We start from the raw sequence: 25606 nt of genomic DNA, 5'->3' as shown, positions 1-25606 counted from the left end.
TCCCTGATTACGCTTCGTACCATCCATGCCACAATTTATCTTAAGTTGATGCCATTAAGTGTTCATGTGATGGTGTCTGCTTATTGCCCTTTATGTAATTATAGATATTTTTGACAGGTTTATGGCTCTATCTCTTTGTTTTAACGTTTTTGCTTGATGGTTTCGCTGTACTTAGGGTGGTTTACCGCGAGCCAATAGAAATTAAGCTTGTTTCAGTTTTAATGCAGTTTCATAGAGTTCATTTTTATTCCCTTTGGTTAGTTTACATGCAATGGATACGGCTTGCTTTAAAGGTAACTCTTCAAGTAGTACAGAGAGAACTTCCTCATGGGAGTGCGTTGTATCTGCAATTGGGCGTGGTGGAATAATTAAGACAAACTCTCCTTTGGTATGTCCTGGTTCTGCTAATAACCAGTTTTTGATTTCAATTATTGCTCCTGAAATAAAACGTTCGAACGTTTTAGTGAGCTCCTTGGCTACAACGACATCACAATGTTGTCCATAGATATCTCCCAGATCATCAAGACATTCAATGATACGATGAGTCGACTCATAGAATATCAACGTGTGAGGTTCTTTTTGTAATGCTTCAAGTTTGCTTTTTCTCGCATTTTGTTTTGCTGGCAGAAAACCTAAAAAGAGAAAAGAATCGCATGGAACTCCTGCAGCACTAAGAGCCGTAATTAAAGCACATGGTCCAGGAATAGGTATTACAGGAATTTCATGTTCACGAGCAAGTTTAACCAAGGGATAGCCTGGATCACTAATCAAGGGAGTTCCTGCATCGCTGATTAAAGCGATGGATTTTCCTTCCAATAATTGATTAATAATATTTTTACTTTTGTCACTTTCATTATGGGCGTGTAGAGAGCTTAAATTATTTTTTATCCCTAAAGAGGATAATAATTGGTTGGAATGACGAGTATCTTCCGCAAGAATTAAATCCACTGATTTTAAGATGCTCAAAGCTCTTAGAGTAATATCCTCTCGATTACCAATGGGGGTAGCAACTATATAGAGAGAGCCTATGCCTGTTGCTAGTGAGTTTGTCATGGTTTATCCTCTGCGTTATTGCGTATTTGGCGTGTTAACATGTTGATAAAATTCTACAAAATTCGGTTATTATTTTTACTCTCATCGACGTTGATGCTGTGCCAATGCACGAAAGCTGTTAGTCCACCTGAGCCAGTGTCCGCGCCAGTAGTTACCGTCAAAAAGAAAGTAAAAAGTCCCTACTCTTTACCTACGGCATCTTATTTGACAATGGCTGAAAAGCAAGAAGGTCAAAAAAAGCAGGATCTATTAATTTCTGCTTCCGGACGTTTGATCTCCGAAGGGCACTGGCGGCAGGGTTCCGCTATTTTAGCACAGACTAGCGAATTAACTGCTGATCAACTAAATGAAAAAAATCTTTTATTAGCAAAAATTGATCTAATGCGTGATAGGCCTCAGTCCTCCTTGGCTAAACTGGCTGATATTCATGGCATAAATAATCTTTCTACCTATCATCAAATACAATATTATGAATTACTAGCACAATCGCACCGTTCTTTGGGTAATAGTATTGAATCAGTTGCTGAACGTATAAAGCTGGAGCCTTTACTTGTTGATAATGAAAGCCAGGTTAATAACAGACGGGCTCTTTGGCTAACTTTGAACAATTTATCTGAAGTAGAGTTAAGTACAAAGGCCGCAGAGACGACCAATCAACCTGAATTACAAGGTTGGCTGAAATTAGCATTAATTTCTCGTCAGTATAGAGATAATGCCAAATCATTATTGGCTGCTTTAACACAATGGCAGTCCCAATTTGCTACGCACCCGGCAAATCAAATGTTACCTAATCCATTAGATAGCATTGCCAATAAAATGCTGCCCTTACCTAAAAAAATTGCCCTTTTATTGCCGTTGAGCGGCCCTTTATCCGGTCCTGGTAATGCAATACGTGAAGGATTTATGGCCTCTTATAAGGCCAATCAGACGGAAGCAAATACGCAAGTAAAAACCTATGATACCAATAAAGGTGAAATAACAACTATTTATCAACAAGCGGTAGCTGATGGAGCTGATTATATCGTTGGCCCTTTAACTAAAGCACAAGTTGCCGTTGTTGCTGCAATGAATCATCCTGTCCCTACCTTGTTACTCAATGATTCTGATGTGAGTGTGCAAGAAAATTCATACTCTTTTGGTCTATCACCATTAAATGAGGCAACCCAAGTGGCAATTAAAGCTCATAGTAAAGGCTATTCAAAAGCTTTAATTATTGCGCCCAGAAATGATTGGGGTAATGAGATTACTAAAGCCTTTTCTAATCAATGGCAGGAGCATGGAGGAACAGTTGTTGATACCCTTTTATATGTTTCTAACGATGATCTAAATAAAAGGATGAAAGATTTCCTACATATTACCGACAGCCAAACTCGTGAAAAACAATTAAAACAATTGTTAGGGCAAAATGTGCACACATCAACGAGTCGTCGGCAAGATTTTGATATGATTTTTTTGCTAGCTTATCCTTCGAAAGCTAGGCAAATCATGCCCTTATTAAAATACTATTATGCTGGTAATGTACCGGTATATGCCACCTCTAGTGTTTATGGTGGCAATGCTAATGCTTTAAAAGATAAAGATCTGGATGGGCTTATTTTCTGTGATATTCCTTGGGTATTTGCGCACCAAATGGGAGAAAGAAATTGGCCTGAGCAACTTAATAGTTATAATCGGCTTTACGCTTTAGGTGTGGACAGCTATGCCCTTTCAACTCAATTAAACCAATTAATTTTGTTTCCGGCAGATGGCTCTAAAGACTCCACTGGCACCTTATATTTAAAACCATCACAACAAGTAGCTCGTATACTTGAGTGGGGACAGTTTAGACAAGGCTTAGTGCATTCATTAGGTGAAACCGTCTAGATTGCTTGCCTTGTCACCGCGCGATCTGCTTGTAGGGCGTGTTGCCGATTTAAAGAATAAGTCTAATTAAAGTTGAATAGGCAGCCTGCTCTAAAAAATAGTAGATAAAATTTGAAAGGAAAAAAGGATTGATTACTCAACAAACTGGGCGAGTTGCTGAAAAAAAAGCATTAGCCTATCTACAAGAACAAGGACTCAAATTAGTTACTTGTAATTACAGTTGCCGATTAGGTGAAATTGATTTAATTATGCGAGATCGAGAATATTTGGTTTTTATAGAGGTTCGTTCGCGCACTAATGCGAATTATGGTGGCGGGCTAGCGAGCATCACTTACAGTAAGAAACAAAAAATTATAAAAGCAACATCTCATTACCTGCTAAAAAATCGCGTGCAAGATAAATTTCCTTTACGTTTTGATGTAATCAGTCTTGATGGAGCTTCTAGCTCAATAGTCTGGTTAAAAGATGCTTTTGGTATGGACTATTGAATGAACATTATTTAGCCAGTATCCTTGCGGATTTTATGCCATTGTCGGGTACAAGTAGGCAGAGAGTCGCTTAGACGTTAGGATGCTGGGACAAGAGTTTTTAGTAAATTATTAATAATAGGATTCATCGAATGATACAACTGGAAGAAAGAGTAAGACATCTTTTTGGTGTAAGTATTGAAACAAAAATAGCTGCTGCAGACGCCTTATCTGATTCTATTGCTAAGGCTGGGCAGCGGATAGTTAATTGTTTACTGAATGATGGTAAAATATTGATTTGTGGTAACGGTGGTTCTGCTGCTAATTGCATGCATTTTGCTAGTTCAATGTTACATCACTTTGAAGTTGAAAGACCTTCATTACCCGTGTTCAATTTAAGTGCCGATGTAGCTTGCTCTGGATCTTTTGCTAACGAAAATCACTATGGTCAAGTTTTTGCTCGTCAAATCCAAGCTTTAGGACAAGAGCAAGATATTCTATTGCTATTAACTACTTCTGGTAATTCTGACAGCATGCTTTGTGCATTACATGCAGCAAATGAGCGCGGTATGGATACTATTGCCCTAAGCGGACGAGATGGTGGTGTGCTCGCAACTCACCTGGGACCAGAAGATATTGAGTTGCGCGTTGCTTCAGATAGTGCTGCACGAATAAGAGAGGTCCATCTGTTCATATTACATTGTTTTTGTGATTTAATTGATCAATCCTTATTTGGTCAAGTTTTGGGATAAAAAATGAATATGTATGTAAAATTAAAATCTATAACGATACTATTAATTAGTGTTTTACTAACAAGCTGTGTTGCTGCTGTCGTTGCTGGGGCTGCTGTAGGAATGGTGTATGATAGACGCAGTGTTACTACTATGGAGGCTGATGCGCGAATATATCATGTGGTTCGTAAAAATATAGTCTCAGATCCTCAGTTTAGAAGTTCTAGGATTTTAGTCAGTAGCTTTAATCGGGTCGTCTTATTAGTTGGCCAAACCCCTACCGCTTCCCTTCGAGTTGTTGCTGAACGAGTGGCGCAAAATACTCCCGGAGTGGTTCGAGTGTATGATGAGATCAGCGTTGATACCCCGTTGTCAGTAGAGCAGCGTACTAAGGACAGTTGGATAACCAGTCAAGTCAGAAGTAACATGTTAACTAAGAAAGGGCTTGAATCTGGCTCTATTCGTATCGTTACAGAAAATGGAGTAGTTTATTTAATGGGAATCGTTTCTGCAGAACAAGGGTCATTAGCTGTTGATGTTGCAAGACGGGTTAATGGAGTGAAAAAAGTTGTAAAAATCTTCCAATATATTCATTAAAATGAAAAAACAAGGATGTTTTATAATACTTATTGTTCTCTGCGTCTGCTTATCTAGCTGTTTGGGGACGGTATGGACTGGCGCCACTACAGTTTATGATAGGCATAGTTTGTATAAAAAACTGAATGACTACCATATACTTGTTGCAATAAATAATGTTTTGGCTGCTAACAAGACCTTTGATAATTCCAGCTGTGTTATAGATATTGCCGTGTTTAATGGGGATGTATTATTAGCTGGGCATTTACCCTCTCTTGAACTTCTTGATGAGTTAAGACATCGAATCAGTAAGGTTACAGGCTATAGGCGTTTATTTAATGTAATTACCGTAAAAAGAATTCCCTCCAATGGTGTTCAAGATAGCTGGATAACTACAAAAATTCGTAGTCAAATCATTGCTGACTCCTCTATAGATCCTAATGTCTTTAAAGTAGTTACTTCAGACAGAGTTGTTTATTTAATGGGTGATGTACAACGTGATGAAGCAGAAAAAGTAGTTCAAATTGCTAGGTATACTAATGGTGTTGAACGGGTTGTCAAAATTTTTCGGTATTATACTTATCAAGGTAAATAAAAAATATGGCCTGATTAAAATCAGGCCATTCGCTGCACGTCCAATCCAGGAAGTGGCTAACCTGGGAGGATAACTCATATACTGTATCAATGGATTCTACCTTTATCCAGTCGTTTACGCATTTTTCGTAATTTAAATTGTCTTAATAGACCTGTTGACCCATCAAACACAGATTCTTCATCCTTTCCATCGCGTTGAGTGCATGGGTGAGATTTCCAGTGTTGCCTATATGAAAGATGACTTTTGTTGTGTTTGTGCTCTCGACCGTCATTATAACGACTGAGCATTTTTTCGCGCAGACCAGCTGCTGTGTGTTGAATTTTCTCTGACATATTAATTCCTTTCGCGAGATCGAACTAAAAGTTGCTTATCATCCAATTCTTAGACGGTAAACCCAATACCAGACCTCTTTCGAAACACTACTACAGAGATCAATTATATTTGTGGTGCTGTTTCACAGTCCTTATGTGCTAACGTGAACACCTTGGTTTCGCACTTTACATTTCCTAGTCCTAGTCGCTCTGTGGTAAGTTACGAAAGAGGTCTATTTATATTATAGCCTGAGAATTGAATAACGTCGTTGATTATTCAACTTGATTGTTTTATAATTCGCGCGGTGAAATTAGGTGAATATGTGAACAAAAAGCTGAATAGCCGTGGCATCATCCGATTATGGATGATACAAATAGGCATTACTTTAATCACTGCTGCTGTGTGTGCGGTGTTTTTTAACGCCAATGCAGCGACCTCAGCGTTACTTGGTGGTATGGTATGCATTATTCCTAATGTGTATTTTGCCTACAAAGTATTTAAGCATCAAGGTGCACGAGCCGCAAAACAAATAGTGAATAGTTTTTATAAAGGTGAGGCATTAAAAATAGTTTTATCGGTACTACTGTTCACAGCAGTATTCGCATTATGTAAAATTACACCCCTTGCGTTTTTTGCATCGTATATTTTAGTGCTAATGACGCATTGGTTTGCCCCATGGATTATTATCAATAAACTGAATAGGCCTGAAAGTGACTGAAATGGTATCAAGCACAAATTATATCAAGCATCATCTAACGTACCTTACCTATAACGTTAGTGATATGAAAATGGGTTCATCAGGTGGTTTTTGGACCCTGAACTTGGACACATTATTCTTTTCTTTGCTCACGGGGGTTATCGTTATGGCCCTAATGTATTATGGTGCTAGAAGAGTTACTACTGGTGTTCCTGGCAAGCTACAGAATTTTGCCGAACTGATGTTGCAATTTGCTGATAATCAGGTAAAAGATTGCTTTCATGGTAAAAATAATTTAATTGGCCCATTGGCACTTACCATATTCATGTGGGTCTTTTTAATGAATTTCATGGATATCGTACCTGTAGATATTTTACCAATGTTAGCGCAAAAGGGTGGCATTCATTATCTTAAAGTAGTTCCAACTAACGATTTGAATTTGACCTTTGGTTTATCCATTTCCGTATTTTTATTAATTCTTTTTTATAGTATTAAAATCAAGGGTGCAAAAGGTTTTATTAAAGAGCTTACTTTACAGCCATTTAATCACTACTTGTTCATTCCTTTTAACTTGTTGTTAGAGCTAGTTGGCTTAATTGCTAAACCAATATCTTTAGCTCTCCGGTTATTTGGAAACTTATATGCTGGCGAATTAATATTTATTTTGATAGCCTTGTTAACCTTAAATGCTACATCGACGTCACTAATAGGTACAGCGACTCTTGGTTCAGCGCAGTTTCTTTTAGCGTTGGCTTGGTCAATTTTCCATATCTTGGTGATTACCTTGCAAGCATTTATTTTCATGGTGTTGACTATAGTTTATCTCAGTCTAGCACACGAAGATCACTAACCGATTTAATTTTCATCATCCATTGTAAAGGGGATAAATATGCAAGCTGCTGGTTTAATAGCACAAGTTCAAAGTATGACCGTTATCGCGGTTGCGTTGTTAATAGGTTTAGGTGCATTGGGCACAGCGATAGGGTTTGGTTTGCTAGGTGGCAAATTCCTTGAAGGCTCCGCTCGTCAACCAGAAATGGTTCCAATGTTACAAGTAAAAATGTTTATCGTTGCAGGTCTACTCGACGCGGTTACGATGATTGGTGTTGGTATAGCATTATTCTTCACTTTTGCTAACCCATTCCTTAGCAACTTGGGTTCTTGATAACACATAAACGGGGCGCCTGTGCGCCCTAATTGTTACAGGAGATATAACTTGGATATTAATCTTACATTAGTAGTACAAATGTTGGTTTTTGCCGCTTTTGTATTGTTTACTATGAAATTAGTTTGGCCACCGTTAGTAAAAGCTTTAGAAGAACGCCAAGAGAAAATTGCTGACGGTTTATCTGCAGCTGAACGTGGTCGTAAAGAACTAGAGTTGGCTCAACACCGCGTTAAAGACGAGTTGAAACAAGCTAAGGCTCAGTCTGCTGATATCATTGATAAAGCAAACAAGCGAGCAGCGCAAATCATTGAAGAAGCAAAAGAAACAGCAAGACGTGAAGCTCAAATTCAAGCAAAAATTGCACAAGAGCAGCTGGTTCAGCAAGTGAATCATGCTAAAGACGATCTTCGCAAGCAAGTTGCTAAATTAGCCGTAACGGGTGCCGAAAAAATACTAATGCGCGAAATCGATGCTAACGCGAACAGCGCCTTGTTAGATAACTTGATAGAAGAGATTTAAAATGTCAGATAGCACCACCATAGCCAGACCTTATGCAAAAGCAATTTTTGAACATGCATTAGCCGCAGATAAATTAGCTGAGTGGTCTGAATATTTGCTTAATCTTTCTCAAGCAGTTCTAGACTCAATTGCATTTGAATTTATTACCAATCCTAAATCCGAAGTTGAGCAACAAATTGACCTGCTGCAATCAGTTTGTGGTTCTAAAAGCAATGAAAGTGAGTCATTACATAATTTAATTGCTTTATTGGCCACGAATAAAAGACTTTTATTGTTACCAGAAATCAAGGGTTTGTATGAAGCTCATAGGGCCGAGCAAGAAAAAACATTGCATGTACATGTCAGTAGTTTTTCTATGTTAACAGCCGATCAACAACAGAAATTGATAGATTCGTTAAGTAACCGTACAAAACGTAAGGTATCATTAAATATTAATATTGATCCTTCATTGCTTGGTGGTGCTGTAATACAAGCAGGTGATTTAGTTATCGATGGTTCAGTTCGAGGCAAGCTTAATAAACTTAGCACCGACCTAGCCGCTTAATTTAGAGGATAGTTTTCATGTCAGAACAAGTAGCGTTAAATCCTTCTGAAATCAGCGAATTAATCAGAAAGAAAATTGATCAGTTCCAAGTAGTCTCCGAAGCGCGTAATGAAGGAACGATCGTCAGCTTAAAAGACGGTATCGTTCGTATGCATGGCCTTGCTGATGCTATGGCTGGTGAAATGATTGAGTTTCCTGGCGGTATTTATGGCCTAGCACTTAACTTAGAAAGAGATTCAGTGGGGGCGGTAATTCTTGGTGACTCTTCATCTTTGGCTGAAGGTCAAAAAGGAAAATGTACTGGACGTATTTTAGAAGTTCCAGTAGGTAGAGGACTTTTAGGTCGTGTTGTGGATGCTTTAGGTAACCCTATCGATGGAAAAGGTCCTATTGATGCTTCTGGAATGTCTGCAATTGAAAAAGTTGCTCCAGGGGTAATTTCTCGTAAATCAGTAGACCAGCCTGTACAAACAGGTTTGAAAGCTATTGATGCGATGATTCCTGTTGGCCGTGGACAACGAGAGTTGATTATCGGTGACCGTCAAACTGGTAAAACTGCAATTGCCATTGATGCCATCATTAACCAAAAAGGCACAGGAGTTAAGTGCGTATATGTTGCTATAGGGCAAAAAGCATCCTCAGTTGCGTCAATAGTTCGTAAACTAGAAGAGCATGGCGCTTTAGAGCATACCATAGTTGTTGTTGCAGGTGCTTCTGATTCTGCAGCTCTGCAATTTATTGCTCCTTACGCTGGTTGCACCATGGGTGAGTATTTCATGGAGCATGGCGAAGATGCTTTAATCGTCTATGATGATTTAACCAAACAAGCATGGGCATACAGACAAATCTCCTTATTATTACGCAGACCACCAGGTCGCGAAGCTTATCCTGGAGATATCTTCTATTTGCACTCACGCTTACTGGAAAGAGCGGCACGAATTAATGCCGACGAAGTTGAGAAGCTAACGAACGGTGAAGTTAAAGGTAAAACAGGGTCATTAACTGCATTGCCGATTATTGAAACGCAAGCTGGTGACGTATCTGCATTCGTACCAACCAACGTGATTTCTATCACTGACGGCCAGATTTTCCTTGATGTGGATTTATTTAACTCTGGTGTCAGACCTGCTATTAACTCTGGATTATCTGTATCAAGGGTGGGTGGTGCTGCACAAACTAAAATCATGAAGAAGTTAGGTGGTGGTACACGTCTTGCACTTGCTCAATTCCGTGAATTAGAAGCGTTTTCTCAATTTGCTTCTGACTTAGATGATGCTACTCGTAAGCAATTAGAGCGCGGTCAACGTATTACTGAATTAATGAAGCAAAAGCAATATTCACCTCTTTCTGTTGCCGAAATGAGTGTTTCCCTATTTGTTGTAGAAAAGGGATATTTAGATGATGTTCCTGTGAACGAGATAGGATCTTTTGAAGCCTCTCTTCACGATTACATGCGTAGCTCACATGCCTCTTTATTGCGCACAATAAATGAAACTGGTGGCTATGATAATGATATTGAAGCACAACTGAAAAAGGCTGTTGAAGAGTTTAAACGTACAGCTAGCTGGTAAATTATAAGGCCATTGCATTTAATGCAATGGCCTATAAATCAATAAAGGCGAAGTAAGATATGGCTGGAGCAAAAGAAATCCGCACAAAAATTTCGAGTATTAACAAAACTCGAAAAATTACTCGAGCAATGGAAATGGTGGCGGCAAGTAAGATGCGTAAAACGCAAGATAGAATGCGTGCATCAAAACCTTATGCTACTAAGATCTATGAAGTAATAAAGCATATTGCTCGTGCAACTTCTGAATACAGACATCCCTTTTTAAATGAACGGGAAATAAAGCGTATTGGTATTATTGTAGTTACTTCCGACCGCGGCTTATGCGGTGGTTTAAACGCTAACTTATTACGGGAAACTATCCGTAACGTACGCAATTGGAAAGAGCAAGGTAAAGAAGTTGATGTCGCTGTAATTGGCCGTAAAGGGCAGGCATTCTTTAAGAGAGTCGGTGGGAACATTTTAGGCTCGGTAGATCACCTTGGTGATACCCCTAGCATTAATGATTTCATCGGTATTGTAAAAATAATGCTGGATGCCTATGACAACGGTACTATTGATGCGCTGCATGTAATATACAACGAATTTGTTAATACCATGACGCAAAAGCCAATGGTAAAGCAATTATTACCTTTACCAAAATCAGAAGATGACAGTAAAACAATGGGACATCATTGGGATTATATTTATGAACCTGATGCCAAAGATTTGCTGGATAATCTTTTAGAGCGTTACGTCGAGTTAGAAGTTTATCAAGCTGTGGTTGAAAATATTGCTTGTGAACAAGCTGCAAAAATGATTGCAATGAAAAATGCAACAGATAATGCAGGTGAATTAATTAAAGAATTTCAATTGGCCTATAACAAAGCCCGACAAGCTGCAATTACTCAAGAGTTGGCAGAAATTGTCGGTGGCGCAGCCGCTTTATAAGAGGGTATATAATGAGCTTAGGAACTGTAATAGAAGTAATTGGTCCGGTGGTAGACGTAGAGTTTCCTCGTGATGTTGTCCCTAAAATTAATGATGCGTTAACGCTTGTTGATGGCGATTTGGTTTTTGAAGTGCAACAACAGTTAGGTGATGGGGTCGTACGTACTATCGCTATGGGTACAACTGAAGGTTTGAAGCGTGGGCTAAAAGCAAAAAATACTGGTGAGCCCATTCAAGTACCTGTTGGTAAAAAAACTTTAGGTCGTATTATGGATGTTTTGGGACGTCCTATTGATGATGAAGGTCCAATTGATGCAGAAGAGCAATGGGCTATTCACCGTAAAGCGCCAAGTTATGAAGAGCAAGCAGGCAGTCAAGAATTATTAGAAACAGGTATCAAGGTAATTGACTTACTCTGTCCTTTCGCTAAAGGGGGCAAGGTTGGCCTGTTCGGTGGTGCCGGTGTGGGTAAAACTGTAAACATGATGGAGTTAATTCGTAACATCGCTATAGAACACAGTGGTTACTCAGTATTTGCTGGAGTAGGTGAGCGTACTCGTGAAGGTAATGACTTCTACCATGAGATGAAAGACTCTAATGTATTGGATAAAGTATCACTAGTTTATGGTCAGATGAATGAGCCACCAGGTAACCGTTTACGTGTTGCTTTAACTGGCTTAACTATGGCGGAGAAGTTCCGTGATGAAGGTCGTGATGTATTATTATTTATCGATAATATTTATCGTTATACTCTAGCAGGGGTTGAAGTATCTGCACTATTAGGCCGTATGCCATCTGCGGTAGGCTACCAGCCTACATTGGCAGAAGAAATGGGTATGTTACAAGAGCGTATTACTTCTACTAAAACAGGTTCTATTACCTCTATTCAAGCCGTGTACGTACCTGCGGATGACTTGACTGACCCATCACCTGCAACTACATTCGCGCATTTGGATGCTACCGTTGTTCTTTCGCGTCAAATTGCAGAGCTTGGTATTTATCCAGCAGTGGATCCTTTAGATTCTACTTCTCGTCAATTAGATCCACTAGTTGTTGGTCAAGAGCACTATGATACCGCTCGTCGTGTCCAACAAACGCTACAACGATATAAAGAATTAAAAGATATTATCGCTATTTTGGGTATGGATGAATTATCAGAAGAAGATAAACGCGTTGTAACTCGTGCACGTAAGATTCAAAGATTCTTATCTCAGCCTTTCTTCGTTGCCGAAGTGTTCACTGGTTCTCCAGGAAAATACGTATCCCTTAAAGATACTATTAAAGGATTCCAAGGAATTCTTGCTGGTGAATATGATGATTTGCCTGAGCAGGCATTTTATATGGTCGGAAGCATAGAGGAAGCTGTAGCTAAAGCGAAAACCTTATGAGGCAAGATGACATGACTATTACAACGCACTTGGATATTGTTAGTGCTGAACACGAAATATTCTCCGGTTTAGCTGAGATGGTTGTAGCTACTGGGGAACTCGGTGAAATAGGTATTACTGCAGGCCATGCCCCGCTACTTACTGTACTAAAACCAGGTGAAGTTCGAGTAACTTTACCTGGCGGTAGCCAAGAGATTTATTATGTACAGGGTGGTATGCTTGAAGTACAACCTCATTGTGTTACCGTGTTGGCCGATGTAGCTGAGCGTGCTGATCACCTAGATGAAGCAGCCGCACTTGCAGCTAAAGCTCATGCAGAAGAAACAATGGCAAATAAAGGTGGTGACATTGATTACTCTCTTGCCGCGGCTGAATTAGCAAGGGCTGTCGCTCAGATAAGAGCCATCCAAAAAGTCAGAAAAAATATCAAATAAAATATTCAACAGGTTGGGCTCGCTATGCTAAGCCCAACACTTGATTATCAGTGGTTTTCTTAAACTCAATTTCAATATGGCCGTCTGCTATTTTCAAGCCTCGCTCTACATAAACTATCGAAATCATCCATGCAAGATAATGGTGGAAAATAAACATTAAATTCCGTTAACGATGAATTTTCATTTCTTTCCAATGCTGCATAAATTTCTAAAAATCCAGTATCATTAATATTGCTGTTAGTGAGATCAATTTCTTTAATAGAATTATTATGCTCGAGTAGATCAGCGATAGGCTGTGCTGTATCGAAAAGGTTGCTATTAAGATCAAGAATAACTACGGAAGTATTTTCCTTTAGCCCTCTGACAATATGAATAATATCTTCATTATTTATCTCATTGGTACCTAACTCAAGTTCTTCAATTGTATGATTTCTTCGAAGCATTGTGCTTAAAGCAATAGCGGCAACACCACTTGAGTTATTATTTAGAAATTGTAGTGTGGTAACCGTGGTATTTTCTTCCAAGGCGTTAAAAAATTGTTGGGATTCTTCAGCCGTTAAGTTTTTTTGTCGCAGATTCAATCTAGTGAGACTGACATCATTTTGCTTTAATCGTCTAATAATTTCTTCATATTCTGGCAGCATTATCTTCTCCTAATAAATTTACCCACTTGTTAACATTTCCGATGTTTAGACATCCTTTAATAAATGAACGTCAGTTACGGATAAGAAATTCAATTACCCCAAAACCGTTTGTGCTGAGGAGGGGTGGAAACCCCGTCTCGAAGCATCCACTAAGACAAAAATCTTGTGTTTATGCTTCAAGACAGCGCAAAAAACGCCGCGACCTATAACGCATTAGGGCTTATGAAATTGCTCGAGCTACTATACCTAGGTGCCAAATCGGTTGTTTCCTGATTTTCTTCTGCGAGTAATGTGCCATCATAGTGAAGCTCGGAAGTTATAAGCAGCTGGCGCTTATATTGAATAAGCTGCGCTAATACCAGAATTTGCTCATCAAGAGGAGTAATATGTCGATAATTTTTAGAAAAGATATGAACAATATTGGTCACATCATTTATGGGATCTTTACTTGGATGATATAGGGCTTTAATGATTGCTCCAAAAAATGCTTCGTCCTCTTCACTATGGATAAAATCTTTAGCATGCCAACGTAATATAATGTCAATAAAGAAAATATACATTGAAAGTAATGTCGTAGCACTTCGACTCATTCCTGCTTTGCAATGGACAAGTACTTTGCCATCGTTCTTTTCAGTAGAGGGGCTCGAATCATGTCCGGTTTGTTTATCAGATTGGCATTGTTGGAGGAAGCTGCGGCAATAGAGTGCTTCATCACTCTCTTTTTTATGAGAAAAGAGAGAGGTTACTTTATCGTAAACCACTTTAAGTTTTGATTTTTCATTTATCAAAAGTTCACTATCTGAGTTTTCAAATCTTTTTTCCATCAGTGTATGAATTAACTCACCGTATTCGGGATCGTTGATTCGTGGAAGACGGCCTAATGCCTCACACAATAAATATTGAGCTGCGAATAATGTATGAAATGCTCTCATAGCATGCATATCAGGACATTGAATAAGGCCAACTGTCACCCCATGCTGAAGGAAGAGCTTTTTTTTCTTCATCATAAATCCTTTGTGGAACATTGTTTGCCTCAATAGTAAGAACGGAGCAAACGCCTTTAGACAGCAAGTCGTCAATGGTCTCTGTCTTATAAGCAGAGCTAACCACAGGAAATGAACTTAAGTATAAAGGTCCTGGGACCGGGCTAGCATGTTTATTTCCATTTCTTTTCAGAACTTCTTCTGTGGCAATAATTTGACCGCCAGTAATTAATCGCTCCTCTTCTCCAATGTGATATTTCAATTCAGCGGGTGTTCCTTCACTTATTTCGGAAAGAAAAAGAGGCAGTCGTGGATTCATTTTATTTTTTGGTACTAAACGAAATCCCAATCTAGTTTTAAACAGTTCCTGACTTGGTTGAGTAATATCACAATCATTTTTTACATTACGCATTACGGTTAATAAAGACGGGTAACGTGTTTCAGCAGTATGTGGCCCATCTTTTTTATACTCAGGGTCAAGATGCTGCACCACTGTAATACAATCGACCTCAGGAAAATATTTTTCCCCAAAGAGCTTGGCAAGTTCTTCTAAATGAAAATGATTAATAATTTTTGTGACTATATTGATTAGTTGACGTTGATTGGTGTAAGTAAATTTATGGCTGTGTAGTAGATAATTCGTTTGCTCCTCCTCGTCTCTTAATGATTCGGATATAACTCGTAAATCAAAACCCTCCTCACCATAGTGTCTGGAACTTTTTCGACGAAATTTTTCAATAAATTGATTGACCTTATTTTCGGCTTCATCCTTCTCATTACCTTGCATTGCTCCAGCACAACACAATTGCACTAACTTCTTTTGGGCTGGAACATGCTCTGAGTCTTGGGCATCAAGGTGAACCAATAATGACAATGCTGCGTTAAAGAGGGCAAATTCAGTTTCAGGAAGTTTTTTCTTAGGCATAACAGCTCTCCGTGTGGTTATATTTTAATAGAGCTCTTTCCAAACTGGGGGCCAGAACCTGAGCGTGTGCGGAAGTTATATGAGAGTTCGAGAACGGTATAACCGAAGCATGAGTTTGGAAAGAGAGCCATTAATTAATTCTCTCAGAGCTTATTAATTAATTCTACTAAAAATGAACACTAGCCGTTCCGGCAAGAACTTTAATTTCAGATCAAATGTCAAAAGACCTTAAAAGACGCGGGTTTAAAAAAGTATTTTCCATCTTAACCCAAGTAATAAATTTCCCTTTGTTTTAAAAAGATACTCACATCAACAACTCCTGCTTGAGCAACCTCTTGATGAAATTCTATCGCCGATATTTTTTTGAATCCAGATTTTCTATTAATTAAGTCCCAATGGCGCATCTGTTACAAAAGCTTCATGCAATTCTTTAGTCGCTTTTGCCGCATCTTTATCCTGTGCTTGACTGAAAAAGGCACAAGCACCAGCACTGCCAGCGAATAAACTAGCTCCCATAATGATGATATTAACTGCGAGGCTAGCACTCCATAATGCCAGGGGGGTACTGAGGCCATGGCTGGCGACGATTGATGCAGCGGCAAGGCCAATTCCCACGAGTCCAGCTAAAATACAAAGAGCACCACAAATTGCCAGACCTATTTTTTTCGGCAACGAAACATTACCATGGGCTGTATTTGCTGCCTCAAGAAGAGCCTGAGGGTTATTTCCTTGGAGAGCAGTTTTAACACTTGATGTAGTCTTATCAAGTTGATCTAATACTATCGTATGGTTTTTATTTTTTCTTGCAGCATCGTCTACTATATTAATGTAATTGAAAAGAGCCTGAGAAAATAAAGGGCTAGTTTTCTGAGTATTTTGCGCATAGAGGCGTAGTTGTTCCAGATCGGATAGGGGTTGTTGTGGCGGTACCACCGGTGTCTCTATAGTAATGGTTGTATCTACTTGCGGGGGGGTAACCACTGTATTAATAGGGCGAGTAGGTGGTGTTACTTGTTGCGCCGTTTGCTGTTGTGCTGGAGCTGCGGAAAAGAAGCGATCATAATGATTTTTAATGGGGCTGTCTGACAGCGGGTCTTCACCATTAACGTGCGCTATTTGAATAGTTGAACCGGCTCTATCTTTTTCAAATTGACGATTATTGTTTTCAAAAACATGTTGATGACTATTAAAAGTAAACAGTTCTATAGAGCAATCAAAGACATCAGTAAACGCCTGCATCATCACGGCATCAGCATAATACCTATCAGTAATATGTTTATTGAGTTTTTCAATAACTGCAGCTATTTGTTCTTCTTCATCAAGACCATAATGGTGATCATCAAGGAGAGTATATATAAATGCAACGTCACCCCGAGCAACTAGTTTTTTCGTATGATTCACTAAGCAAAGACGTACACATCGGATAAGATGGGCTAACTGAGGGGTATTATTTAGATCTTCGGGGGTATTTCTTACGCCCTTATCGTAGTATCGTTCAATTTCTCTTTGTAATAAATCAGCGTTAAGATTCTTCGTATCTACCTCAAACTCATTTAACTTAACGAGCAACGCGTCAAAACGTTTCTTAAAGGTATCGTAGGGAGAACTCACCGGAGCGCATAATAATTGTAATACTGCGGCAATGTAAAAACAGTCTCCTTTATCAGGAACACCGCGTAATTTATTGTGCTCTATGTTCCTTCTGATAACGATCTCTTCTGAAAACTGTTTGTTTTGCATTGGGATACTCTTTTCGCGTGTTAAATAAAAATCATTATAGCAAAAACATGACAAATATTGAACAGGTTTGTCAGTTTTTAATAGGCCCCTTGTGAAATTCGTTGCGAAGACAAGTGCGGGCTCCTTTTTAAATACAGAAATTATCTAAAGCCGGGTTGCTTAGTTTCTGCCGCTGAAGGTGCACGGAGATACTCAGACAACAATTGATTTTCTGGTATGGTTTTACCTATGTGAGGAAGAATGTATGCCTTATTGAAATCGCTGTCTATCGATATTTTAATTAATGCGGGTTCATTTTCATAAAGTCATCTGCTTGCTTTTGTTCTGGCGCAGAGACTGATTTTGGTATTGCGTTATAAAGTTGCAATTTTTGGTCATATTGATTGCGTTTTATTGCATCAGTTAATACCCCATGAGCTGTATTCATTAATTTATAAATCTCTGTAGCTCCGCTCAACAAATCATCTGGAACCCATTCACGCGCTCTGTCCGGATGCCAAATAAGTGACAATTTCTTAAAAGCGGCACTAATCTTTGCAGCGCTTTCGGTATTTTGTACACCAAGGATTTGATAATAGGATGGAGGCCTTAATTTCTCATGCTGGACATTTTGTGTAATTATAGGTCATAAATTAATGTTAATTCAACGATGCTTAAATTTGCAATTCTCATAATATGGATACCATGGGGCGCTATAAGCGGATTGACTCCTTGAGCAACGGTATGAAAAAGAATTTCAAGAAAATGGTTTGGATAAACTAGTGATTAAATAATTTTTTAATTCCTTCTTGGTGGTTAAGGGGGGGGCGCAGGTGTAATTTTTACAAATATAAACGGCAGGTTGTTCGTCAAGCGCTTTTTTGTAATGAGAGTCAGGTAAATCATCAGCAAACCCCCAGACGTGATAGGGCAAATAATGACGATGGATAGTCTGCAGTAATGCTTTTAAAGACGGATCATCGCGTTTACCCGCTAAAATAATAGTAGTAGGTGATGCGTGCATAAAGTCGTAAGCCGCGAGCAAATGAGCAAAACCTATATAATTGCTAGATGCTCTTGCCAAATAATAATCGAAAGTTTGTTGCACATAAGCAAGATAAGATTCCTTATAAGTTAAATGATAAAGTCGCAGTAGCGCAAAGACCATGCTGGAAATACCGGAAGGATAAGCATTATCGTAAGGTGCACGGGGGCGATGAATTAACGGTTCTCCATCGGCGGGAGTGAAAAAAAATCCATTATCCCAGAATTTTTTTATGGCTAACTCTATTAGTTCAGTGGCACGCGTTAAATGACTGACAGCTAATGTAGAATGGTACAAATCCAAAAATGCATTGGCTAAAAAGGCATAATCATCGAGAAAACCAGCGATTTTAGATTTCCCCTCTTGCCATACGTGATAAATGCCTCCCTCTATTGTGGTCATATGCTTATTGATAAAATCAGCAATTTGACGTGCCGTATCATGATAAAGAGGATTTCCTACTGCTTGATATGCGGCACATAATCCTTGAATCATCAAGCCATTCCAGTTGGCTAAAATCGTAGTATCGCGACCGGGATGGATTCGTTGTTCTCGGGCAAGAAATAGTTTTTGGCGAATTGCTTGTAATGATTTATCTTTTATCGCTTCCGCAAACGTGAGGCATTGTAAGATAGTGCTAGGGTGTTCATAATTTCCTTCCCCCGTGATGCCATAGGCTTGGCATGCCACTAAACTTTCTTTTTCATTTAATACCGCATTGATTTGGGCCGGGGTCCAACTATAAAACTTCCCCTCCTGGCTTTCGCTATCCGCATCTTCACTGGCATAAAAGCCCCCCAGAGGATGCAGTAAATCGCGTATAGCGTAATTAATTGTTTCTTCAAAAATATATTTCCACGTAGTATCTTGGCCCAAGCGGTACGTATTGGCATATAAGCTAATTAATTGTGCATTGTCATAAAGCATTTTTTCAAAATGAGGGATCATCCATTGCTCATCGACACTATATCGGGCAAAACCTCCCCCTAGTTGATCAAAAATTCCCCCTTTAGTCATTCCATCTAAAGTCAAATACAGAGATGTCTTTAACTTCGGGTCTAGGGTACGGGCATACAGTCGCAATACTAAATCATAACAGCTAGCCATAGGGAACTTGGGGGCACCCTTTAATCCACCGTAGTGTTTATCGGTATTATTGGCAATAGCTAACGCTGCTTGATACGAGGTGATGTGGGGCGTGTCGGTCTGTACATTAAGTTGCTCAATTTGTTGATACCCCATTAAGAAATGTTCAATATATTGTGCTAGTTCTGCGCGTCTATTGGTCCATAAGTCATGAATAATAAGTAATAGTTTGTTAAAGCCAACTCGACCATATTGATCCTCTGGAGGAAAATAAGTCCCACCAAAAAAAGGCTGTTTTTCTGGCGTCATAAAAATAGTTAGCGGCCATCCACCACCTTGTCCCATCATTTGCACTACCTTTTGGTAAATATCATCAAGGTCAGGGCGTTCTTGTTTATCCACTTTAATATTAATGAAATATTTATTCATTAATTGGACAATGACGGGGTTTTCAAAGGACTCGTGAGCCATGACATGGCACCAATGACAAGCAGCATAGCCTATGGATAAATGAATCGGCTTATTCTCTTTCTTAGCTTGCTTGAATGCCTCCTCCCCCCAAGGATACCAATTGACCGGGTTTTTAGCATGCTGCAAAAGATATGGAGAGGTTTCATGGATAAGCTGATTAGTCATTAATCTAGGCTCCTGCTCGATAGAATTAGTTCAATCTTTGTTTGGGATGAGGACGTAATTGTAGATTGCTGCAATGTAGTTTTGAACTATCAATCATTTTTTCTTGCGACATATTCTTCGTAGTCCAAGGAATGTCTTTAGTACCATAACACGATTGTTTTAATCCGACAAAGGGTAAGGAGTTGGCAATATTAATTGCCTTATCTCTATTTTCATACTGGTAAACGTAGGTATTATCACGCTCATTAAATCAAGTAGCGAGCTCTTATAATACTACTGTATAATACCTTGCCTTAGGGAGAGCTAGTTCACAAAGGATTTACTTTCATGTTGATTTTAAAACGAATTTTAATGGGTTTATCACTTACAGGTTTATTTTTGTTTAATAGTTATGCTGCGGTGAATAACAATAAGGCAATTTTTACCCCAGGTCTTAATTTATTATCGCAGGCTCAATTAGTTGGCCCTACAAATCCTGCAAAAAAAATTGATTTTACAGTACAGTTAAAGGTCAAGAACAAGAAAAAATTCGATCAACTGTTCAACGAAATCTACGATCCGGGTAGTCTCCGCTACCACCAATTCTTAAGCCGTGATGAATATCAAGCTGAATTTGCCCCCGATACAAAGACTATGGAGTTAGTCAAAGGTTTTTTTAGCGCTCACGGTATGAAAGCCACAATCAAGGAGGAAAATGTCGTCGTTACTGCGACGATTAAGCAAATCGAACAAACCTTTAAAATAAAGGTTAATAATTATCGTTACCAAAATAAAATAGTATATTCCAATACAACTGCTCCAAAAATAGACGGGGCTATAGCCAAATACATTTCAGGAATTACAGGACTTAGCAATATACCGCTTTATCATCCTCTAGCTCATTTCTTTCCTCTTCGTAAAATAACAATAAGCGACAGCAAAGTAGACCAAGCCAATCAAAATACCCTAACGAATCTTGCATGGGATTCTTTTGTACCTGCAGCTACTCCTACGGATACTTCACTTAATGGGTTCACCGGTCAACATTTACGCACAACCTACAACATGGCTGCTATTCCGCCAGTTAATGGCACAATAATCGATGGAAGCGGGCAAACCCTCATTATTGTCGATGGATGTGGTAACAATGATCCACAAACGATAATGAGCGATGCTAATCACTTTAGTACGGTTAATAATCTGCCAATACTTTCAATGACCCCAACACCGGGTCAACGAGCAAATTTTGCTGTTGTTGACAAATATGGCCATCCTATTTCAAGTTGTATACCTAGCGGAGATTGGACTGGTGAAATTACTTTGGATATTGCCTCCTCGCATACCATTGCTCCCCATGCCAATATTGTTTTGGTTATAGATAGTGACTTAGATGTAGGAACTGTTATCAATACTATCATTCATGATAATTTCAGCATTGATGGCTTCGCCAATGCTTATACAATATCCAATAGTTGGGGGCAGCATGAATATAATAATCCAACCTTGGAAATGAACTTACAAAAAGCTGCAATGCTGGGGATGAGTGTGGATTTTGCTTCTGGTGATTGTGGTGATCACACTTATAGTTCCTCATGGCCATCATGTTCCACTGCCAGCAGTACACCTTATGTAGGATATCCATCCGCCTCACCCTATGCAACTGCCATTGGTGGTTCTTCTATGTTTGTGGATGTGAATTATAATTACGCTTTTGAATCAGGTTGGGGAAGTTATAATGTTGATACCTTTCATGGCCGTCCTCCTGGATTTTACGCGGGTAGTTCTGGCGGTATCAGTCAAATTTATACTGCTCCTTCATGGCAGAAAAATCCTACCTTCCAGGGTTTTATGGCGGGGGGCTATGGCGTAATTGGTAGTTATCAAGGTGGCGGTATGCGAGCCGTTCCTGATGTAGCTATGCTGGCGGATCTCTTTACGGGTCTTATTATCTATTACACTGGTGGATGCGAACAGGGATGTATTTCTGGGGGAACGAGTTTAGCATGTCCTCTTTATACCTCAACTTTGGCCTTAGTTAACCAAGCGCGTTTTTTACAAAAGAAACAATCTATTGGTTTGTCAGCCGAATATCTATACACATTAAATCAAGCCTTAGCCCAAAATCAGGCACTGAACGTCATTACTCCACCACATCTAGTTATGTCTAATATCCCCAATCCCGCAAATGCACCAAACTATTCCTTTACTTTATATGATCATAGCGTATGGTTTAACACCCATATTACATTTAACTGGGATTCTTCGCTTACTATGAATGAAAATCAATATTGGAATGATGTCGTTGGCGTTGGTTCAGCCAGGATTCCTAATTTTGTGCCCTTTATGGCAGCACAATAAGCTCTGTTTTCAAGACAAGGATAAAACAATTTATCCACCGCTTGCGGAGTATCTTGTCTCTTCGCAGCCAAAGAGACAAGACGGAAAAATGGCCACCAGTCCGCCCTGGGGATAGATCTTTAATCTATCAACTCCTCTTCAACACAATCATTTTTTCTTGGGACATATCTTCCATCGTCCAAGGAATACCTCCTGTGCGATAACCCGATTGTTTTAACCCGGCGAAGGGCATCCAATCAGTACGAAACGCGGTATGATCGTTAACAAAAACAGCGGATGCTTGGAGACATTCTGCGGCTCTAAGCGCTGGAGCTAAATCCTCCGAGAAGACACTGGCTTGAAACGCAACAGGTAAGGAGTTGGCAAGAGCAATAGCCTTATCTATATCTTCATATTCATAAACACAGGTCACGGGACCAAAAATTTCCAATTGCGATACTTTGGCATCAGCGGGTGGATTGAGTAACACGGCTGGAATTAAGGTTGTTTCAGAAAGACGACCGCCACCAAATAGTTTTGCTCCCTGAGCTACGGCCTCATCTATCCATGCCATGACGCGCTCTGTCTCGCGTGGAAGGATAAGAGGTCCTACTTCCGTTTCTTTCAGTAGTGGATCACCAACACGCAGTGCTTTGACTCGTGTAACGAATTCATCCATAAATGGGGTTATAATGTCCTTATGAACAAAAATTCGCTGCACAGAAACACAGACTTGTCCCGCATGGTAATAGCCGCCTTTGACCAGTGCTTGAGTGGTTTTAGCTAGATTAGCGCTGCGATCCACAATAACGGGTGCTGCTCCGCCATGTTCTAAGGCACAACGGGCTCCTGGTGCCAGTTTGCTGCGTAAGCGCCAGCCTACTTTTGCTGAGCCAATAAAGCTTAAAAACGCAACACGCTCATCTGTTGCAAACTGTTCCGCTAAGGTATTGTCATCCGTAATGAATGTTTGACACCAGTGTTCCGCAAGGCCGGCTTGTCGTAGCAACGCTACGAGCTCTAGGCAGCAGAGCGGGGTTGTCGCTGCGGGTTTGATGATCACGGGACAGCCCACGGCAATTGCAGGAGCGACTTGGTGAACAATGAGATTTAGTGGGTGGTTAAAAGCGGAAATAGCAGCCACAACACCAATAGGTTCTTTAATAGTAAATGCCCAACGATGATCGCTTGCAGGAGTAAGCCCCATAGGGATCTCTTTTCCGGCAAAATGGCGCAATTCTTCCGCGGCATCATTTAAACCATCAATGGCTCGAGTGACTTCAACTGCCGCATCAGTAAAGGGTTTTCCTCCTTCTTGAGCGATAAGTTTAGTAAATTGTTCTTGGTTCGCTGTTAATAACTGAGCCGCGCGTTTCAATACAGCCATGCGCTCATGAGGTTTAAGCCAACCCTCTCGATTTTTTAGGGTTCGTGCTGCTGTATTCAGTTTAGCTTCTAGTGTCTGGGCATCATCAGCAGGAATTTCTTTTATTAATGTTCGATCAAACGCTTGCACTACGTGTAACGTTTTTTTCATTATTATCCCCTTTTAGCTGGTAGGCGCTGTTGTAATTCATCCACAAGAACGCGTTTATTTTCTGTATAATCAATTGGAAAAATAACCAGATGAACGCCGCCCTTAGTAAATGCGTTCTCCAGAATAGATTTAAAGTTTTCGATGCGATCCACTCTGGTGCCATGTGCCCCATACGCTTCCGCATATTTTACAAAATCAGGATTAGAGAAAGTCATACCAAAGTCTGGGAAGTGATCGACTGCTTGTTTCCAACGTATCATTCCATAAGCATGATCTTCTAAGAGGAGAACAACCAGATTTAATTTAAGCCTAACTGCTGTTTCCAATTCTTGGCTATTCATCATAAAACCACCATCACCACAAACGGCCATTACTCGGCGATTGGGGTATAATAGAGCCGCCATGATTGCTGATGGCAGGCCTGCACCCATGGTGGCTAGGGCATTATCAAGTAAGAGAGTATTTGCCATCTGCGTGCGGTAATTGCGCGCAAACCAGATTTTATACATGCCATTATCTAGGGCAAGAATTCCATCATGTGGCATCACTTGCCTCACATCATAGACCAAGCGCTGTGGGGTAAAGCGATCTTCGGTTGAACGGGCAGAGATATTGCTCAAGATACCTTCTCGTAAAGGTAGGAGCGCATCGGCATGGGGAATTTTTCCTTCGAGCTTATCTGCGAGTAATTTTAATGACGGTCCCATGTCGCCAACAACTTCTGCTTGGGGAAAGTAAATTTGTTCTACTGTAGCAGACTGATAGCCAACATGAATGACTTTAAGATTAGTGCCTTCCATAATAAAAGGAGGTTTTTCTACCGTACTATGACCAATGGTTATAATAAGATCCGCTCGTTCTATCGCTTCGTGAACATAATCTCGTGCTGACAGTGCCGTAGTGCCCATATAAAATTCGGTTGCTCCTGAAACCGTGCCTTTACCCATTTGAGTAGTAAAATAAGGAAGTTTGGTGCGCAAAATAAATTGAGCAAGAGCGTTTGTTGCTCTTGGACGGGATGCCGCAGCACCGAGCATTACTAGGGGGCGTTTCGCTTTCATGATCATTTCTGCGGCACGCTCGAGGGCTGCTTCACTAGCAATTGGATATTCAATAGGGTGAGGGGGAATAAGCGCTATTTTTTTGGTTTTCTCCGCAGCTATATCTTCAGGGAGCTCTAAATGAACTGGGCCAGGGCTTTCTTCTTGAGCGAGATGAAAGGCTTCTCGTACTACGGTCGGGATCATGGACGGAGAAATAATTTGGCGCGACATTTTGGTTAATGGCTGCATGGTCGCCACAGTATTCACCATCTGAAAGCGTCCTTGATGCGAGGATAAAACACCTTTTTGCCCTGTAATCATAATGACGGGCATTGCCCCCAGAAGGGCGTAAGCTGCTCCTGTAGTAAGATTCAGTGCCCCTGGTCCAAGTGTTGTCATACACACCCCGGGTTTACCGGTCAACCTACCATAGGTTGCTGCCATAAACGCGGCTGCCTGCTCATGCCGGGTTAACACTAATTCAATTGAAGAATTGCGAATTGCTTCGACAACATCAAGATTTTCTTCGCCTGGAATACCAAAAATGTGCGTTACTCCCTCATTTTCCAAGGCAGCAACTAGGAGCTCAGAACCTTTGATCATACATCGTCCCTCATATATACCCGAATGGTCTTATCATAATAGTATATGCACAAATTTACTTAAATTGTTTTCTTGTTTGTTCACCCAGATCATTTTGATTATTACAGTACGCAAAGGAAACTTAAATTTCAGGGCATGCTTCATACGGTCCTGACTTTCTGTACTCCTCTGCTCAAAAATTAGGTTACTTGGTCTCAAGCTAGGGTAATGTAAACAGGCCCTATT

Annotated in this window: 25 protein-coding genes; 15 read left to right on the top strand and 10 right to left on the bottom strand. The window is 40.0% G+C overall.

The genetic code is table 11. The features are described from left to right. Window positions 1-201: 201 nt before the first annotated feature. Window positions 202-1053: a 16S rRNA (cytidine(1402)-2'-O)-methyltransferase gene (rsmI, locus tag LFA_RS17400; RefSeq protein ID WP_045097287.1), complete on the bottom strand. Its 852-nt coding sequence runs from the start codon at window positions 1051-1053 to the stop codon at window positions 202-204. Window positions 1054-1092: 39 nt separating this feature from the next. Between rsmI and LFA_RS17395 the strand changes: the two genes are divergently transcribed. From LFA_RS17395 to LFA_RS17375, 5 genes are all read left to right on the top strand, one after another. Then, complete coding sequence (locus LFA_RS17395; RefSeq protein ID WP_045097286.1) at window positions 1093-2916, top strand: penicillin-binding protein activator; 1824 nt, start codon at window positions 1093-1095, stop codon at window positions 2914-2916. 131 nt (window positions 2917-3047) lie between these two features. Next, the gene (locus LFA_RS17390; protein ID WP_045097740.1) at window positions 3048-3404 is read left to right on the top strand and encodes a YraN family protein; all 357 of its coding nucleotides are present in this window, start codon (window positions 3048-3050) and stop codon (window positions 3402-3404) included. Window positions 3405-3535: 131 nt separating this feature from the next. Beyond that, complete coding sequence (locus tag LFA_RS17385; RefSeq protein ID WP_045097285.1) at window positions 3536-4135, top strand: D-sedoheptulose-7-phosphate isomerase; 600 nt, start codon at window positions 3536-3538, stop codon at window positions 4133-4135. 3 nt (window positions 4136-4138) lie between these two features. Then, on the top strand, window positions 4139-4711 hold the full coding sequence (locus LFA_RS17380; RefSeq protein ID WP_157010406.1) for a BON domain-containing protein: 573 nt from the start codon (window positions 4139-4141) through the stop codon (window positions 4709-4711). Window position 4712: 1 nt separating this feature from the next. After that, window positions 4713-5285, top strand: a complete 573-nt coding sequence (locus tag LFA_RS17375; RefSeq protein WP_045097284.1) for a BON domain-containing protein — start codon at window positions 4713-4715, stop codon at window positions 5283-5285. Between the two features lie 86 nt (window positions 5286-5371). Here the strand turns inward: LFA_RS17375 and LFA_RS17370 are convergent, their stop codons facing one another. Continuing rightward, a complete protein-coding gene (locus tag LFA_RS17370) occupies window positions 5372-5617 on the bottom strand; it encodes a hypothetical protein (protein ID WP_045097283.1) in 246 nt (81 codons plus the stop codon). Window positions 5618-5919: 302 nt separating this feature from the next. Between LFA_RS17370 and LFA_RS17365 the strand changes: the two genes are divergently transcribed. From LFA_RS17365 to LFA_RS17325, 9 genes are read left to right on the top strand one after another with little or no spacing between them, the layout of a single operon-like run. Then, complete coding sequence (locus LFA_RS17365; RefSeq protein ID WP_045097738.1) at window positions 5920-6315, top strand: F0F1 ATP synthase subunit I; 396 nt, start codon at window positions 5920-5922, stop codon at window positions 6313-6315. A 1-nt stretch (window position 6316) separates the two neighbouring features. After that, a complete protein-coding gene (gene atpB / locus LFA_RS17360; RefSeq protein WP_084602223.1) occupies window positions 6317-7144 on the top strand; it encodes a F0F1 ATP synthase subunit A in 828 nt (275 codons plus the stop codon). Window positions 7145-7183: 39 nt separating this feature from the next. Further along, complete coding sequence (atpE, locus tag LFA_RS17355) at window positions 7184-7459, top strand: F0F1 ATP synthase subunit C (RefSeq protein ID WP_045097282.1); 276 nt, start codon at window positions 7184-7186, stop codon at window positions 7457-7459. 51 nt (window positions 7460-7510) lie between these two features. Further along, window positions 7511-7981, top strand: coding sequence for a F0F1 ATP synthase subunit B (locus tag LFA_RS17350; RefSeq protein ID WP_045097281.1), 471 nt, complete (start codon window positions 7511-7513; stop codon window positions 7979-7981). A gap of 1 nt (window position 7982) precedes the next feature. Next, the gene (locus tag LFA_RS17345; RefSeq protein WP_045097280.1) at window positions 7983-8525 is read left to right on the top strand and encodes a F0F1 ATP synthase subunit delta; all 543 of its coding nucleotides are present in this window, start codon (window positions 7983-7985) and stop codon (window positions 8523-8525) included. Between the two features lie 17 nt (window positions 8526-8542). Continuing rightward, window positions 8543-10096, top strand: coding sequence for a F0F1 ATP synthase subunit alpha (gene atpA / locus LFA_RS17340; RefSeq protein WP_045097279.1), 1554 nt, complete (start codon window positions 8543-8545; stop codon window positions 10094-10096). Between the two features lie 59 nt (window positions 10097-10155). After that, window positions 10156-11022: a F0F1 ATP synthase subunit gamma gene (atpG, locus tag LFA_RS17335; RefSeq protein WP_045097278.1), complete on the top strand. Its 867-nt coding sequence runs from the start codon at window positions 10156-10158 to the stop codon at window positions 11020-11022. Between the two features lie 11 nt (window positions 11023-11033). Beyond that, window positions 11034-12410 (top strand): F0F1 ATP synthase subunit beta, encoded by a 1377-nt coding sequence (gene atpD / locus LFA_RS17330; protein WP_045097277.1) that lies wholly within the window; start codon window positions 11034-11036, stop codon window positions 12408-12410. A gap of 11 nt (window positions 12411-12421) precedes the next feature. Beyond that, window positions 12422-12844: a F0F1 ATP synthase subunit epsilon gene (locus tag LFA_RS17325; RefSeq protein WP_045097736.1), complete on the top strand. Its 423-nt coding sequence runs from the start codon at window positions 12422-12424 to the stop codon at window positions 12842-12844. A 71-nt stretch (window positions 12845-12915) separates the two neighbouring features. Here LFA_RS17325 and LFA_RS17320 read toward each other — a convergent pair whose 3' ends face one another. From LFA_RS17320 to LFA_RS17295, 6 genes are all read right to left on the bottom strand, one after another. Next, window positions 12916-13488, bottom strand: coding sequence for a leucine-rich repeat domain-containing protein (locus tag LFA_RS17320; RefSeq protein WP_045097276.1), 573 nt, complete (start codon window positions 13486-13488; stop codon window positions 12916-12918). 203 nt (window positions 13489-13691) lie between these two features. Beyond that, window positions 13692-14495, bottom strand: a complete 804-nt coding sequence (locus tag LFA_RS17315; RefSeq protein ID WP_172653489.1) for a dual specificity protein phosphatase family protein — start codon at window positions 14493-14495, stop codon at window positions 13692-13694. Then, on the bottom strand, window positions 14431-15396 hold the full coding sequence (locus LFA_RS17310; protein WP_045097274.1) for a hypothetical protein: 966 nt from the start codon (window positions 15394-15396) through the stop codon (window positions 14431-14433). Before LFA_RS17310 ends, LFA_RS17315 begins: the two co-directional genes overlap by 65 nt. 381 nt (window positions 15397-15777) lie before the next feature. Next, complete coding sequence (locus tag LFA_RS17305) at window positions 15778-17136, bottom strand: OTU domain-containing protein (protein ID WP_045097273.1); 1359 nt, start codon at window positions 17134-17136, stop codon at window positions 15778-15780. 280 nt (window positions 17137-17416) lie between these two features. After that, window positions 17417-17704 (bottom strand): DnaJ domain-containing protein, encoded by a 288-nt coding sequence (locus LFA_RS17300; protein ID WP_269447757.1) that lies wholly within the window; start codon window positions 17702-17704, stop codon window positions 17417-17419. Window positions 17705-17872: 168 nt separating this feature from the next. Beyond that, a complete protein-coding gene (locus LFA_RS17295; protein ID WP_045097271.1) occupies window positions 17873-19882 on the bottom strand; it encodes a thioredoxin domain-containing protein in 2010 nt (669 codons plus the stop codon). Between the two features lie 327 nt (window positions 19883-20209). Between LFA_RS17295 and LFA_RS17290 the strand changes: the two genes are divergently transcribed. Beyond that, on the top strand, window positions 20210-22219 hold the full coding sequence (locus LFA_RS17290; protein ID WP_045097270.1) for a S53 family peptidase: 2010 nt from the start codon (window positions 20210-20212) through the stop codon (window positions 22217-22219). 127 nt (window positions 22220-22346) lie between these two features. On the opposite strand, the gene LFA_RS17285 is transcribed toward LFA_RS17290, so the two are convergent. Both LFA_RS17285 and LFA_RS17280 read right to left on the bottom strand, forming a co-directional pair. Continuing rightward, complete coding sequence (locus tag LFA_RS17285; RefSeq protein ID WP_045097269.1) at window positions 22347-23735, bottom strand: aldehyde dehydrogenase family protein; 1389 nt, start codon at window positions 23733-23735, stop codon at window positions 22347-22349. Between the two features lie 2 nt (window positions 23736-23737). After that, the gene (locus LFA_RS17280; protein ID WP_045097268.1) at window positions 23738-25381 is read right to left on the bottom strand and encodes an acetolactate synthase large subunit; all 1644 of its coding nucleotides are present in this window, start codon (window positions 25379-25381) and stop codon (window positions 23738-23740) included. Window positions 25382-25606: the final 225 nt, after the last annotated feature.

Origin of the sequence: Legionella fallonii LLAP-10, assembly GCF_000953135.1 — a bacterium.
In the GTDB taxonomy this organism is placed as follows: Bacteria; Pseudomonadota; Gammaproteobacteria; order Legionellales; family Legionellaceae; genus Legionella; species Legionella fallonii.
The sequence above is the reverse complement of the archived record's forward strand: the minus strand, read 5'-3'. Positions and strand labels throughout refer to the sequence as shown.

What these genes read in the sequence shown, in the direction of transcription:
- rsmI (WP_045097287.1), bottom strand. Translation starts at nt 1,053, where the DNA reads ATGACAAACTCACTAGCAACAGGCATAGGCTCTCTCTATATAGTTGCT.
- LFA_RS17395 (WP_045097286.1), top strand. Translation starts at nt 1,093, where the DNA reads ATGTTGATAAAATTCTACAAAATTCGGTTATTATTTTTACTCTCATCG.
- LFA_RS17385 (WP_045097285.1), top strand. Translation starts at nt 3,536, where the DNA reads ATGATACAACTGGAAGAAAGAGTAAGACATCTTTTTGGTGTAAGTATT.
- LFA_RS17380 (WP_157010406.1), top strand. Translation starts at nt 4,139, where the DNA reads ATGAATATGTATGTAAAATTAAAATCTATAACGATACTATTAATTAGT.
- LFA_RS17375 (WP_045097284.1), top strand. Translation starts at nt 4,713, where the DNA reads ATGAAAAAACAAGGATGTTTTATAATACTTATTGTTCTCTGCGTCTGC.
- LFA_RS17370 (WP_045097283.1), bottom strand. Translation starts at nt 5,617, where the DNA reads ATGTCAGAGAAAATTCAACACACAGCAGCTGGTCTGCGCGAAAAAATG.
- atpB (WP_084602223.1), top strand. Translation starts at nt 6,317, where the DNA reads ATGGTATCAAGCACAAATTATATCAAGCATCATCTAACGTACCTTACC.
- atpE (WP_045097282.1), top strand. Translation starts at nt 7,184, where the DNA reads ATGCAAGCTGCTGGTTTAATAGCACAAGTTCAAAGTATGACCGTTATC.
- LFA_RS17345 (WP_045097280.1), top strand. Translation starts at nt 7,983, where the DNA reads ATGTCAGATAGCACCACCATAGCCAGACCTTATGCAAAAGCAATTTTT.
- atpA (WP_045097279.1), top strand. Translation starts at nt 8,543, where the DNA reads ATGTCAGAACAAGTAGCGTTAAATCCTTCTGAAATCAGCGAATTAATC.
- atpG (WP_045097278.1), top strand. Translation starts at nt 10,156, where the DNA reads ATGGCTGGAGCAAAAGAAATCCGCACAAAAATTTCGAGTATTAACAAA.
- atpD (WP_045097277.1), top strand. Translation starts at nt 11,034, where the DNA reads ATGAGCTTAGGAACTGTAATAGAAGTAATTGGTCCGGTGGTAGACGTA.
- LFA_RS17325 (WP_045097736.1), top strand. Translation starts at nt 12,422, where the DNA reads ATGACTATTACAACGCACTTGGATATTGTTAGTGCTGAACACGAAATA.
- LFA_RS17320 (WP_045097276.1), bottom strand. Translation starts at nt 13,488, where the DNA reads ATGCTGCCAGAATATGAAGAAATTATTAGACGATTAAAGCAAAATGAT.
- LFA_RS17315 (WP_172653489.1), bottom strand. Translation starts at nt 14,495, where the DNA reads ATGATGAAGAAAAAAAAGCTCTTCCTTCAGCATGGGGTGACAGTTGGC.
- LFA_RS17310 (WP_045097274.1), bottom strand. Translation starts at nt 15,396, where the DNA reads ATGCCTAAGAAAAAACTTCCTGAAACTGAATTTGCCCTCTTTAACGCA.
- LFA_RS17305 (WP_045097273.1), bottom strand. Translation starts at nt 17,136, where the DNA reads ATGCAAAACAAACAGTTTTCAGAAGAGATCGTTATCAGAAGGAACATA.
- LFA_RS17295 (WP_045097271.1), bottom strand. Translation starts at nt 19,882, where the DNA reads ATGACTAATCAGCTTATCCATGAAACCTCTCCATATCTTTTGCAGCAT.
- LFA_RS17290 (WP_045097270.1), top strand. Translation starts at nt 20,210, where the DNA reads ATGTTGATTTTAAAACGAATTTTAATGGGTTTATCACTTACAGGTTTA.
- LFA_RS17285 (WP_045097269.1), bottom strand. Translation starts at nt 23,735, where the DNA reads ATGAAAAAAACGTTACACGTAGTGCAAGCGTTTGATCGAACATTAATA.
- LFA_RS17280 (WP_045097268.1), bottom strand. Translation starts at nt 25,381, where the DNA reads ATGATCAAAGGTTCTGAGCTCCTAGTTGCTGCCTTGGAAAATGAGGGA.